The organism is Methylobacterium phyllosphaerae, assembly GCF_001936175.1.
In the GTDB taxonomy this organism is placed as follows: domain Bacteria; phylum Pseudomonadota; class Alphaproteobacteria; order Rhizobiales; family Beijerinckiaceae; genus Methylobacterium; species Methylobacterium fujisawaense.
Map to the genome: position 1 here is coordinate 4256018 of NZ_CP015367.1, position 13008 is coordinate 4269025.

Genomic DNA, 13008 nt, shown 5'->3' on the forward strand with positions numbered 1-13008 from the left:
GCGGCCGCCGGCCGGGAGCCGACGGCGGGAGGCGTGATCGCGGCGCGGACGGGCGCTCAGATCTTCCCGTCGAGGCCCATCTGGTAGTACTTGTGCACGATCTTGTCCTGGTTCTCGAGGAGCCAGTCGATCGAGGGCTCGTTGGTCATGGCCTTGCGGATGGCCTCGGTCATGCCGCGGCGCTGGATGTCGAACAGCGCCTTGTGGTCGACATGCTGCGCCTCGATGACGCCGGGGCTGAGCCAGACCGAGCAGATGATGCCGAGATCGTTGGCCTTGTGCTTGGGGATGTAGCCCGCCCGCACGGCGTCGAGGACGCCGTTGGCGATGGCGAACTGCACGGTGCCCATCAGGATCGAGGTGTACTTGCTCTCGGTGACGCTGACCTTGGACACGCAGAGCGTGACCGGGCGGACCATGATGTCGGTGTTCAGCAGGGCGAAGACGCGGCTGTGGCCGACGACCTGATCGCCGGTCAGCGTGGCGAGGGCGGTGCCGACCGGCCCGTCGAGTTCGCCGATGATGACCTCGGGCTCCGAGGCGGTGTTGGGCGGCCCGCCCGCCACCAGGGCCTCGCCGGCCCGCAGGATGATGCGTTCGTTCATGCTGTCCCTCGTGGAGATCGGGCGATCCGGCTCTGCCCGACGGCGCGGCTCCTATCACCGGCCCGCCGCGCCTGTCGACGCGGACCCGGCCGCAGCCGCAGCCGCGCCGATCCGGCCGCGCACGGCCTTGCGCGTCGCGGTCGGTCCGCGCGCCGCCCGGGGCCGCTCCGAGGCGCAGGGGAGAGGGCGACGCAGGGGAGAAGGCGACGCAGGGGGGAGGGCGGCGGCCGGGCGCCGCCACCCGCCGCGATCAGTCGCGCACGACGACCTTGGTGCCGACCCGGACCCGGTCGTAGAGGTCGACCACGTCCTTGTTGGTCATGCGGATGCAGCCCGACGAGACCGCCGCCCCCATCGTCTCCGGCTCGTTCGAGCCGTGGATGCGGTAGAGCGAGGAGCCGAGATAGAGGGCGCGGGCGCCCAGCGGGTTGTCCTGGCCGCCGGCCATGTAGCGCGGCAGGTCCGGGCGGCGGGCCAGCATCTGCTGCGGCGGGCGCCAATCCGGCCATTCCTTCTTCATGGTGACGGTCTTGGTGCCCGACCACGAGAAGCCCTGCCGGCCGACGCCGACGCCGTAGCGGACCGCCGCGCCGCCGCCCAGCACGTAGTAGAGCCGGCGCTGGCGCGTCGAGACCACGATCGTTCCGGGCTTCTCCTTGCCGGTCCACGCCACGGTCTCGCGGGGGATCGCCTGGCTGCGGAAGACGTTGAGGAAGTCCGCGATGGGGCCCCTGTCCAGCGGGTTGGCCAGCGCGGGGGCGCTTCCAAGCAGCAACCCCGCGAGCCCGAGCAGCGCGATCCGTCTCGGCATGGTCTCCATCCTCCGTCCGTCGTGGCGCAGACCTTCGCGGTGCCCTGCGCGCATCGGGCGAGCCGGCCCGGACTTCACGGCAAGGTTGAGGCCGGGCCGTCGGGATGTGCACTTCCGGGCGTAGCTGTGTGCTGCATGCAACACTCCGCGGTCGCCGCGACGCCGTGGGTGATTGCGCCCGGCGACAGCCGTGCTTATCTCAGATCCGTGATCCGATCCGCCGCCCTTCTGGCCCGCCGTGTCGCGGCCTTGCCGGACCGCCTCGCCCGGGGCCTCGCCGTGCTGGCGCTGCTCGTCCTCGCGGCGGCCGCGATGGCCGCCGTGCCGGCACGGGCCCAATCCGCGCGGCCGGAGGGCCCGGCCTGCGCGATCACGAGCCCGCGCCTCTCGGTTCTGTCGGGCACGCCGGACGCGCAACCCGAGGCCAAGCGGTCCGTCTTCGGCCGCACCGATCTCTGCGCCGCCGACAGCGAGATCCTCACCGAACTGGGGCTGCCGCGCCCGCCGGTCGAGGCGCCGCGGCCCCGTCACACTCTTTCCGCATCGTTCGAATACAGGTCCGACATCCTGCCGGCTTCCGCGCCGGACGGTTCGCCGCACCGGCCTCCCCGCTTGGCCTGACGCGCGCCCCGGCCCTGGCGGCCGGCGAGGATGCGCGCCTGTCCTGATCTCCGTCCGACCGGCCTCGTGACCGGTCCCGAGATCTGCCACGACGATGCGCGGGTCCATGCTCCGCGCCAGCCTCAGCAGACGCATGTTTTCAGGAGCGTCGGAAATCGTGACCCGCACTCTGTCCGTCAGAACCTCATCCTCTCGCCGCCGTCCGGGCCGGGCCAGGACCGTCCTGCCCGCGGCCTTGCTTCTGCTCGGCCTCGCGGCCTGCAACCCGAAGCAGGTGGCCGCGCCGGCGCCGCCGGTGCCCGAGGTCGGCTTCGTCAAGGTCGAGCCCCAGGCGATCCCCTATCTCCGCGACCTGCCGGGCCGTGTCGCGCCCATGCGCATCGCCGAGGTCCGCTCCCGGGTCTCCGGGCTCGTGGTGAAGCGGCTCTTCGAGCAGGGCAGCCAGGTCAAGGAAGGCGACATCCTCTACAAGATCGACCCGGCGCCCTATCAGGTCGAGCTCGCCAGCGCCGAGGCGGCGCTCGCACGTCAGGAGGCCGCCCTCGTGCTGGCCCGGCAGCAGGCCGACCGGCTCGAGCAGCTGCTGACGCGGGCCACCGCCAGCCAGGCCCAGTACGATGCCGCCTTCGCGGCCAAGAAGCAGGCCGAGGCGGAGGTCGCCGGCGCCAAGGCGGCCCGCGACCGGGCGCAGCTCAACCTCGGCTGGACCGACGTGCGCGCGCCGATCACCGGCCGGATCGGCCGGGCGCTGCTCACCGAGGGCACCCTGATCGAGCCGGGCTCCACGGGGGCGCTCGCCACGATCCAGCAGCTCGACCCGATCTACGTCGACATCACCCAGTCGGTGGGCGAATTGAACCGCCTGCGCCGGGATCTCGCCAGCGGGGAGCTGGCGCGGCTGGAGGAGAACACCGCCAACGTTCACCTGATCATGGATGACGGCTCTCTCTACCCGCTGGCCGGCCGGCTCCTGTTCTCGGACGTCACCGCCGATCCGAGCACCGGCCAAGTGACCCTGCGGGTGCAGTTCCCCAACCCGCACGACGAGCTGTTTCCCGGCATGTACGTGCGGGCGCGGATCAAGCAGGGCATCGATTCCGACGCCATCGCGGTGCCGCAGCAGGCGATCCAGCGCACCGACGACGGCCGCGCCGAGGTCTGGGTGGTGCGCGCCGACGAGACGGTCATGCGCCAGCCCGTCGAGGTCGGGCCGGTGGTCGGGCAGAACTGGCTGATCCGCTCGGGGCTGAAGGCCGGCGAGCGGGTCGTGATCGACGGCTTCCAGAAGATCACCGTCGGCGCCAAGGTGAAGCCCCGCGACCAGACGCCGGTCCACGGCGAGACCGGTCCGAAGCACGATACCGACGAGGCCCCCGACGCCTCGGGTGACAAGGCGGAGGTCGCGCCGCGGGCCGCCGCCGTCCAGCCGCGCCACTGAGCCGGGAGAGCCCGATCATGGCACGCTTCTTCATCGACCGGCCGGTCTTCGCCTGGGTCGTGGCCCTGTTCATCTGCCTGGGCGGGGCCCTCGCCATCCCGAACCTGCCGGTGGCGCAGTACCCGGTGATCGCCCCGCCCTCCATCGCCCTGTCCACGGCCTATCCGGGGGCCTCGGTGGAGAGCCTCTACATCGGCACCACCCGGCTCATCGAGGATGAGCTGAACGGCGCGGCCAACATCATGAGCTTCGAGTCGACCACCGACTCGTTCGGCTCGGTGAACATCACCGCCACGTTCCAGCCCGGCACCGACCCGTCGCTCGCCTCCGTGGAGGTCCAGAACCGGCTGAAGCGCGTCGAGGCGCGCCTTCCGGCGGAGGTGCGCCAGCAGGGCATCCTGGTGGAGGAGGCCTCGGCCGCGACCCTCAACATCATCACCCTCGTCTCCAAGGACGGGTCGATGGACGAGGTGGGCTTGGGCGACTTCCTGATCCGCAACGTCATCAACGAGATCCGGCGCATCCCCGGCGTCGGCCGCGCGACGCTCTACTCCACGGAGCGGTCGCTGCGCGTCTGGGTCGATCCCGACAAGCTGCGCGGCCTCTCGCTCAGCGCCTCGGACGTCACCGAGGCGATCCGCAACCAGAACGTCCAGGTCGCGTCCGGGGCGGTCGGCGCCCAGCCGAGCCCGACCCGGCAATCGCTGACCATGCCGATCATCGTGAAGGGCCAGCTCGGCACCATCGAGGAGTTCGGCGCGGTCGTGCTGCGGGCCAATCCCGACGGCTCGAACGTGCGCCTGCGCGACGTCGCCCGGATCGAACTCGGCGGCGACGCCTACCAGTTCTCCACCCGCCTGAACGGCGGCCCCGCCGCCGGCATCTCGGTGACGCTCGCCCCCGACGGCAACGCCCTCGAGACGGCCCGGGCGATCCGCGCCAAGATGGTGGAGCTGTCCCAGTTCTTCCCGCCGGACCTGAAGTGGGACATCCCCTACGACATCACCCCGGCGGTGGAAGCCTCCATCGAGAAGGTGCTGCACACGCTGGTCGAGGCGGTGGTGCTGGTCTTCCTGGTGATGTTCCTGTTCCTGCAGAACATCCGCTACACCCTGATCCCCACCATCGTGGTGCCGATCGCCCTGATGGGCACCGTCACGGTGATGTGGATCTCGGGCTTCTCGGTGAACGTGCTCACCATGTTCGGCATGGTGCTGGCCATCGGCATCCTGGTCGACGACGCCATCGTGGTGGTGGAGAACGTCGAGCGGATCATGAACGAGGAGGGGCTGCCCCCCAAGGAGGCCACCAAGAAGGCCATGGGGCAGATCACCGGGGCGATCATCGGCATCACCCTGGTGCTGATGGCCGTGTTCATCCCGATGGCGTTCTTCCCCGGCTCGGTAGGCATCATCTACCGGCAGTTCTCGATCGCGATGGTGACCTCCATCGCCTTCTCGGCGCTGCTCGCCCTGTCGCTGACTCCGGCCCTCTGCGCGACCTTCCTGAAGCCGATCGAGAAGGGCCACGGCCACGCCAAGGGCGGCGTGTTCGGGATGTTCAACCGGTTCGTCGACCGGGAGACCGCCCGCTACGGCCGCGGCACCCAGTGGTTCATCCGGAAATCCGGCCGGGTGATGCTGGTCTACCTCGCGCTGGTCGCCGGCACCGCCTACGCCTTCGTGAACCTGCCGGAGGGCTTCCTGCCGGTGGAGGATCAGGGCTTCTTCACGGTCGACATCCAGACGCCCCCGGGCGCCTCCTACAACCGCACCCAGGAGGCGGTCCGCAAGGTCGAGGAGCACCTGCTGGCGCAGCCCGGCGTCGCCACCGTGACCATGCTCAACGGCTTCTCCTTCTCGGGCCAGGCCCCGAGCACCAGCCAGGCCTTCGTCACCCTCAAGCCCTGGTCCGAGCGCGACGCCAAGAACTCGGCCGCCGCCCTCGTCGCCGGCACCAACGCGGCGCTCGCCAATTACCGCGACGCCACGGTGGACGCCCAGGAACCGCCGCCCGTGGACAATCTCGGCAACGCGGCGGGCTTCTCGTTCCGCCTGCAGGACCGGGCCAACCGCGGCTACGCGGCCCTGCTCTCGGCCCAGGAGCAGCTGCTCAAGCTCGCGCAGCAGAGCCCGATCCTCCAGAAGGTGAAGATCGAGGGCCTGCCGCCGACCCCGCAGGCGGAGCTGGTGATCGACCGCGAGAAGGCGGCGGCCCTGGGCGTGAAGTTCGAGGACATCAACGCCACGATCCAGCTCAACCTCGGCTCGGTCTATCCGAACGACTTCCCCAACCGGGGCAAGATGCAGCGCGTCTACGTGCAGGCCGAGCAGCTCCAGCGCATGAACGCGTCGGACATCCTCAACTACGCGGTCAAGAACGCCGGCGGCACGATGGTGCCGATGTCGTCCTTCGCGGAGCTGAAATGGGGCATGGGGCCGAGCCAGATCGTCGGCTTCAACGGCTACCAGTCGGTGCGCTTCACCGGCGAGCCGAACCCCGGCTACACGTCGGGCGACGCCATCGCCGAGATGGAGCGGCTGATGCTCCAGCTGCCGAAGGGCTTCGGCTACGCCTGGACCGGCCAGTCCTACCAGGAGAAGCAGGCCGGCAGCCAGGCGAGCCTGCTGCTCGCCCTCTCGGTGCTGATCGTGTTCCTGTGCCTCGCCGCGCTCTACGAGAGCTGGGCGATCCCGGTCTCGGTCATGCTGGTAATCCCGCTCGGCGTGATCGGATCCGTGGCGGCCGTCTACCTGCGCGGCATGCCCAACGACGTCTACTTCAAGATCGGGTTGATCACGATCATCGGCCTCTCGGCCAAGAACGCCATCCTGATTGTGGAATTCGCCAAGGACCTCTGGAAGCCCGGAACCTCGGTGATCCGGGCGGCGGTGGACGCCGCCACGCTCCGGTTCCGGCCGATCGTGATGACCTCGCTGGCCTTCATCTTCGGCGTGGTGCCGCTGGCCATCGCCACCGGCGCCGCCTCGAAGAGCCAGCAGGCGATCGGCACCGGCGTGATGGGCGGCATGATCACCGCCACCGTGCTGGCGGTGTTCTTCGTGCCGGTCTTCTTCGTCGTCGTCATGCGCCTGTTCCGGCGCAAGGCGGTGGCGGAGGGCGAGCGGGCAGACGCGGAGACGCGGCACGAGCCGGCGCGGGTGGCGGCCGAGTAGGCCGGCGCGCTCGCGCCCCGGCCCATGCAACGCGCGACGCGCCCCCTCTCCCGCACGGGGGAGGAGGCGCGCGCTTCCATGCGCGAGGGCCGTCCCGGTCCCGCCTGCCGCGCGATGGCGGCGCCTCGGCCGTCGATCGAGGACGATAGGAGGCGGGAAAAACGCGTTCGGGCGGCCGAATAATGTCACTCACCCGCGACAGCCTCGGCCGCCGCCTTGTATACAGATGGTCCGAAGCTTGCTGACGCCGCGGTGGACACCGCCGGGGCTGCCGGCCGGTGGCGCATTCACGGTTCCGGAGATCCGCTTGTCCCGTTCGACCCTGAAGACCCTCGTCCGCGGCGTGGCCACGGGTGCCGTCGCGACGTTCGCTTTCGCGGCGTTGCCCGCGCAGGCCGCGAACGTCTTCCGTTTCGCCTTCCAGGGTGACCTGAAATCCCTCGACCCGTACTCCCTCAAGGAGAGCTTCACCGAGGGCATGCAGCAGGCGGCCTACGAATCCCTCGTCACCCTCGACAAGAACCTGAAATTCGCCCCCGGCCTCGCCGAATCCTGGGAGACGCCCGAGCCGACCCGCTGGCGCTTCCACCTGCGCAAGAACGTGAAGTTCCACGACGGCACGCCGTTTACCGCCGACGACGTGATCTTCTCCGCCCAGCGGGTCCGCGCCCCGGGCTCGAACTTCACCACCAACGTCCCGTCCGACGCCGAGTTCGTGAAGGTCGACGACTTCACCGTCGACATGGTGCTGAAGAAGCCGAACCCCATCGCCATCGCCCAGTTCCCGACCTGGCTGATCATGTCGAAGGCATGGTCCGAGAAGAACGGCGTCGTGCAGCCGACGCCGCCCAACGCCTCCAGCCCGAGCTACGCCACCCTCCACGAGAACGGCACCGGCCCCTTCGTGATCGCCGAGCACCAGCCGGGCGTGAAGACGGTGTTCAAGAAGTTCGACGGCTACTGGGGCAAGGTCGAGTCGAACCTCGACGAGGCGGTGCTGACCACCATCGCCAACCCGGCGACCCGCGTCGCCGCGCTCCTCTCCGGCGAGGTCGACTGGATCGACCCCGTGCCGCTGCAGGACCAGCAGCGGGTGAACGCCAGCGGCACCGCCACCGTGATGGCCGGGCCCGAACTGCGCACGATCTTCCTCGGCATGGACCAGGACCGGGACGAGCTGAAGGATTCGAGCGTCAAGGGCAAGAACCCGTTCAAGGACATCAAGGTCCGCGAGGCCTTCTACCTCGCCATCGACGAGGACACGATCGCCAAGCGGGTCATGCGCGGGCAGGCGGTGCCCTCGGCGCTGATGATCGCCCCGAGCCTCTACGACCGCGGCGCCGAGTTCAAGCGCCCCGCCACCGACCTGAAGAAGGCCAAGGAGCTGATGGCCCAGGCCGGCTACCCGGACGGGTTCTCGCTCACCATGGATTGCCCCAACGACCGCTACGTCAACGACGAGGCGATCTGCCAGGCGGTGGTCTCGATGCTCGCCCGCATCAACGTCAAGGTGAACCTCAACGCGCAGCCGAAGGCCAAGTACTTCGCCAAGGTGCTGGCCCCGAACTACGACACGTCGTTCTACCTGCTCGGCTGGACCCCGTCGTCGCTCGACAGCCACAACATCCTCTACGAGATCGTCGGCTGCCGGAAGCCCGGCGACAAGTCGGGCCGGGGCAGCTGGAACCTCGCGGGCTATTGCGATCCGAAGATCGACGCCATCGCCGACAAGGTCGAGGGCGAGACCGACAAGGCCAAGCGCGACGCCCTGATCAAGGAGGGCTTCGACGTCCTCAACACCGACTGGGGCTACATCCCGCTGCACCAGCAGGCGCTGGCCTGGGGCGTCTCCAAGAAGGTCCACCTGACCCAGCGCGCCGACAACCTGCTCCTGCTCTACTGGGTGTCGAAGGATCCGCAGTAGGATCCGGGCGTGCTCGCCTTCCTGCTGCGCCGGGTGATCCAGGCGGCCGCGGTCCTCGCGGTCGTCGGGCTCATCGCCTTCGCGATGTTCCGGTTCGCGGGCGATCCCGTGAACCAGATCGTCGGCCCCGACACCACCGTGGCCGAGCGGGCGGAGATCCGCAAAAATCTCGGCCTGGACGATCCCGTCCTGGTCCAGTTCGCCCGCTACGCCGGCAGCGTGGCGCGGGGGCAGTTCGGCATCTCCTACCAGTTCCGGCAGCCGGTGGCGCAGCTCCTCGCCGAGCGCATGCCGGCGACGCTGGAGCTCGCCTTCTGCGCGACGGTCTTCGCCCTCGTGGTCGGCGTCCTCATGGGCGTCTACTGCGCCCTGCGCCGCGACTCCTGGCTCGCCGGGCTGTTCCAGGCCGTCTCGCTCATCGGGATCAGCCTGCCGACCTTCCTGATCGGCATCCTCCTGATCTACCTCTTCTCGGTGACGCTCGGCTGGCTGCCCTCCTACGGGCGGGGCGACACGGTCCGGCTCGGCTGGTGGACGACGGGCTTCCTCACCGCGTCGGGGCTCAAGGCCCTGATCCTGCCCTCGGTGACGCTCGGCCTGTTCCAGATGACGCTGATCATGCGGCTGGTGCGCGCCGAGATGCTGGAGGTCCTGCGCACCGACTACATCCGCTTCGCCCGGGCGCGGGGGCTCACCACCCGCGCCGTCCACCTGCGGCACGCCCTGAAGAACACCCTCGTGCCGGTGATCACCATCGCGGGGCTGCAGCTCGGCTCGGTCATCGCCTTCTCGATCATCACCGAGACGGTGTTCCAGTGGCCCGGCATGGGCCTGCTGTTCGTGCAGGCCGTGCAGAACGTCGATATCCCGATCATGTCCGCGTACCTGCTGCTCGTGGCGCTGATCTTCGTGACCATCAACCTCGTGGTCGACATCCTCTACACGGTGGTGGATCCGCGCCTGCGGCTCTCGACCGGGCGGGCGGCGTGAGACCGGACATGACGCACCGTTCCGCTTGCCTGCCGCGCGCCATTGAACGGGACACGACGGTCACGCCCGCTTCGCAAGAGGCGCGGGTCCCCGCTCCCGTGCGGGAGAGGGACAGGGTGAGGGATGAGAACTGTCCGAATGGGGCGCGGCCTGTCGGCGCTTCGAGGGTGCGCTTCACTCTGAGCGGTCTCGACCCTCACCCCGACCCTCTCCCGCACGGGAGAGGGGGCAGGTCGCGCCTGCCAGGCCCGTCGGCGCAAGACGGTCGCGTTCTGGGTTGCCGCTATCGCTTCGCTCCGCTCGCAAAGACGACGGCAGCCGCCCCGAAGCTTTCCACCGGACACGGCGTGAAGGGCGACCGATGAGCGGATACGACCTCGACGCGGGCGATGCCCCGCCGGTCCCCCTGCCGGAGGCGGCGCCCTCCCGCCTCGCGCGCTGGCGGGATTCCGACCTGCTGGCGAGCTTCCTGCGCTCGAAGACCGCCATGGCGGCGCTGGTCGCCACGGTGCTGATGGTCGGGCTCGCCTTCGCGGCGCCCCTGATCGCCCCGCAGAACCCCTACGACCCGGCCCAGCTCGACCTGATCAACTCCAACCTGCCGCCGATCTGGCAGGCGGACGGTCAGGCGCCCTACTATCTCGGCACCGACGACCAGGGCCGGGACGTGCTCTCGGCGGTGCTCTACGGCCTGCGCCTGTCGCTGATCGTCGGCGGGCTCGGGGTGCTGACCTCCGGCGTCATCGGCATCGCGCTGGGTCTGATCGCCGGCTACGCGGGCGGCGTCCTCGACACGCTGATCATGCGGATCGCCGACGTGCAGCTCACCTTCCCGGCGATCCTGATCGCCCTGGTGGTGGACGGCGTCGCCAAGGCAACCTTCGGCAGCGCCCTCGACGTCGGGCCACTGATCGGGCTGATCGTGGTGTCGATCGGCCTGTCCTTCTGGGTACAGTACGCCCGGACCGTGCGGTCCTCCGTAATGGTCGAGAAGGGCAAGGACTACGTCCAGGCGGCGCGGCTGATCGGCCTGTCCTCCCCGGTGATCCTGGTCCGCCACGTGCTGCCGAACGTCACCGGCCCGGTCTTCGTCATCGCGACGATCAACTTGGCGCTCGCGATCATCACCGAGGCGACCCTGTCGTTCCTCGGCACCGGCCTGCCCGAGACCATGCCGTCGCTCGGCACGCTGATCCGCACCGGCAACCGCTTCCTGTTCTCCGGCGAGTGGTGGATCGTCGCCTTCCCGGGGCTGGCGCTGGCCGGGCTGGTCATCGCCATCAACCTCCTGGGGGATTGGCTGCGCGACGCGCTCAATCCGAAGCTGCAATGATGGGACATCGTCAGCGCGAGCGCAGCGAAGCGACCCAGGGCAGCGCGACCTCGGTGAACGCGGCGCCGCTGGATTGCTTCGCTCCGCTCGCAAGGACGGGGGCGCCCATCCGACGCCCGGTTGCCACCGGAGCCGCCACGCCATGACCGACACGATCCTCTCCGTGCGCGATCTCACGGTCGCCTTCGACACCCGCCGCGGGCCGCTCACCGCCATCGACCGGGTCTCCTTCGAGATCGGCCGCGGCGAGATCCTGGGCGTCGTCGGCGAATCCGGGGCCGGCAAGTCGGTGACCGGCTCGGCGGTGATCGGGCTGATCGACCGCCCCGGACGCATCGCCGGCGGCGAGATCCGCCTGCGCGGCGAGCGCATCGACAATCTCTCGCCCGAGGCCATGCGGCGGGTGCGGGGCAAGCGCATCGGCATGATCTTCCAGGATCCCCTGACCTCGCTCGACCCGCTGTTCCGGGTGGGCGACCAGATCGTCGAGACCCTGCGCACCCACACCGACCTGTCGGGGAAAGCCGCCCGCACCCGCGCCATCGACCTGCTCGCCGAGGTCGGCATCCCGGCCCCCGAGCGGCGGATCGACGGCTACCCGCACGAGTTCTCCGGGGGCATGCGCCAGCGGGTGGTGATCGCCCTCGCGCTGGCCGCCGAGCCGGAGCTGATCATCGCGGACGAGCCGACCACGGCGCTCGACGTCTCGGTCCAGGCCCAGATCATCACCCTGCTCAAGCGCCTCTGCCGGGAGCACGGCACCGCGGTGATGCTGGTGACCCACGACATGGGCGTGATCGCCGAGGCCGCCGACCGGGTGGCGGTGATGTATGCCGGGCGCGTCGCCGAGATCGGCCCGGTCGCCTCGGTGATCGCGAAGCCCCACCATCCCTACGCGGTGGGGCTGATGGGGGCGATCCCGACCCTGTCGCAGGAGGCCACGCGGCTGAGCCAGATCCCCGGCTCGATGCCGCGCCTCACCGCCATCCCCAAGGGCTGCGCCTTCAACCCGCGCTGCCCGAAGGTCTTTTCGCGCTGCCGGGTCGAGCGGCCGGAGCCGCAGGCCGTGGAGGCGAGCCGGGTGGCCTGTCACCTGTACGATGCAGCGGAGCGCGCAGCGTGAGCGCCTACGTCGAAGTCACCGATCTGCGCCGCCGGTTCGACGTCTCGAAGCCCTGGCTCAACCGGGTGCTCGAGGGCGAGCCCCGGAAATTCCTCACGGCGGTGGACCGGGTCGGGTTCACGATCGAGAAGGGCGAGACCTTCGCGATCGTGGGCGAATCCGGCTCCGGCAAGTCGACGGTGGCGCGGATGGTGGTCGGCCTGCTGCCGCCCTCGGCCGGGGAGGTGACGATCACCGGCGTCTCGATGACCGACCCGCGCCAGGCCGCAGCCCGGCGGCGCCTGCGGGCGCGCATCCAGATGATCTTCCAGGACCCCTACGCGTCCATGAACCCGCGCTGGCGGGTGGGGAAGATCATCGCGGAGCCGATCCGGGCCTTCGGCCTGATCCAGGGGGAGGGGGCGATCCGCGCCCGGGTCAGCGAGCTGCTCGGCCTGGTCGGGCTCCACCCGGACGATGCGAAAAAATACCCGCACGAATTCTCCGGCGGCCAGCGCCAGCGGGTGGCGATCGCCCGGGCGCTGGCGAGCCAGGCGGAGTTCCTCGTGGGCGACGAGCCGACCTCGGCGCTCGACGTCTCGGTGCAGGCGCAGATCCTCAACCTGATGCGCGACCTGCAGGACCGTCTCGGGCTGACCTACCTGTTCATCTCCCACAACCTCGCCGTGGTCCGCCACATGGCGACCCGGGTGGGGGTGATGTATCTCGGCCGCCTCGTGGAGGTCGCCGCCGCCAAGGACCTTTTCGCCAGGCCCCGGCATCCCTACACCCGGATGCTCCTCGACGCGGTGCCCGACCTCGCCCATGTCGGCCGCGCCCGGGTGCCGGTCTCCGGCGAGATCCCGAACCCGATCGACCCGCCGCCCGGCTGCACCTTCAATCCGCGCTGTCCGCTGGCGAACGACCGCTGCCGGACCGAGGTGCCGGCGCTCCTGGACGGCGTCGCCTGCCACGCCGTCCAGGAGGGGCGAGCCTGAGGAGGCCCGC

The 13008-nt window shown here is 70.0% G+C and carries 10 protein-coding genes; 8 read left to right on the forward strand and 2 right to left on the reverse strand.

All coding sequences use genetic code 11. The features are described from left to right. Nucleotides 1-56: 56 nt before the first annotated feature. The gene (locus tag MCBMB27_RS19340) at nt 57-605 is read right to left on the reverse strand and encodes a formaldehyde-activating enzyme (protein ID WP_043353007.1); all 549 of its coding nucleotides are present in this window, start codon (nt 603-605) and stop codon (nt 57-59) included. Nucleotides 606-855: 250 nt separating this feature from the next. Then, nucleotides 856-1416: a L,D-transpeptidase gene (locus MCBMB27_RS19345; RefSeq protein WP_043379390.1), complete on the reverse strand. Its 561-nt coding sequence runs from the start codon at nt 1414-1416 to the stop codon at nt 856-858. A gap of 207 nt (nt 1417-1623) precedes the next feature. Between MCBMB27_RS19345 and MCBMB27_RS19350 the strand changes: the two genes are divergently transcribed. From MCBMB27_RS19350 to MCBMB27_RS19385, 8 genes are all read left to right on the forward strand, one after another. Then, complete coding sequence (locus MCBMB27_RS19350; protein ID WP_043379479.1) at nt 1624-2037, forward strand: hypothetical protein; 414 nt, start codon at nt 1624-1626, stop codon at nt 2035-2037. 169 nt (nt 2038-2206) lie between these two features. Further along, complete coding sequence (locus tag MCBMB27_RS19355) at nt 2207-3475, forward strand: efflux RND transporter periplasmic adaptor subunit (protein ID WP_051975938.1); 1269 nt, start codon at nt 2207-2209, stop codon at nt 3473-3475. 17 nt (nt 3476-3492) lie between these two features. After that, the gene (locus MCBMB27_RS19360) at nt 3493-6651 is read left to right on the forward strand and encodes a multidrug efflux RND transporter permease subunit (RefSeq protein ID WP_043379387.1); all 3159 of its coding nucleotides are present in this window, start codon (nt 3493-3495) and stop codon (nt 6649-6651) included. Between the two features lie 307 nt (nt 6652-6958). Continuing rightward, on the forward strand, nt 6959-8575 hold the full coding sequence (locus tag MCBMB27_RS19365; protein ID WP_043759712.1) for an ABC transporter substrate-binding protein: 1617 nt from the start codon (nt 6959-6961) through the stop codon (nt 8573-8575). A gap of 9 nt (nt 8576-8584) precedes the next feature. Then, the gene (locus MCBMB27_RS19370) at nt 8585-9565 is read left to right on the forward strand and encodes an ABC transporter permease (protein ID WP_043379385.1); all 981 of its coding nucleotides are present in this window, start codon (nt 8585-8587) and stop codon (nt 9563-9565) included. A 361-nt stretch (nt 9566-9926) separates the two neighbouring features. Continuing rightward, nucleotides 9927-10898: an ABC transporter permease gene (locus MCBMB27_RS19375; RefSeq protein ID WP_043354011.1), complete on the forward strand. Its 972-nt coding sequence runs from the start codon at nt 9927-9929 to the stop codon at nt 10896-10898. 142 nt (nt 10899-11040) lie between these two features. After that, nucleotides 11041-12021 (forward strand): ABC transporter ATP-binding protein, encoded by a 981-nt coding sequence (locus tag MCBMB27_RS19380; RefSeq protein ID WP_043354012.1) that lies wholly within the window; start codon nt 11041-11043, stop codon nt 12019-12021. Further along, nucleotides 12018-12998 carry an ABC transporter ATP-binding protein gene (locus MCBMB27_RS19385; protein WP_075381076.1) on the forward strand — a complete coding sequence of 327 codons (981 nt, stop codon included), beginning with the start codon at nt 12018-12020 and terminating at the stop codon, nt 12996-12998. Before MCBMB27_RS19380 ends, MCBMB27_RS19385 begins: the two co-directional genes overlap by 4 nt. Nucleotides 12999-13008 lie beyond the last annotated feature (10 nt).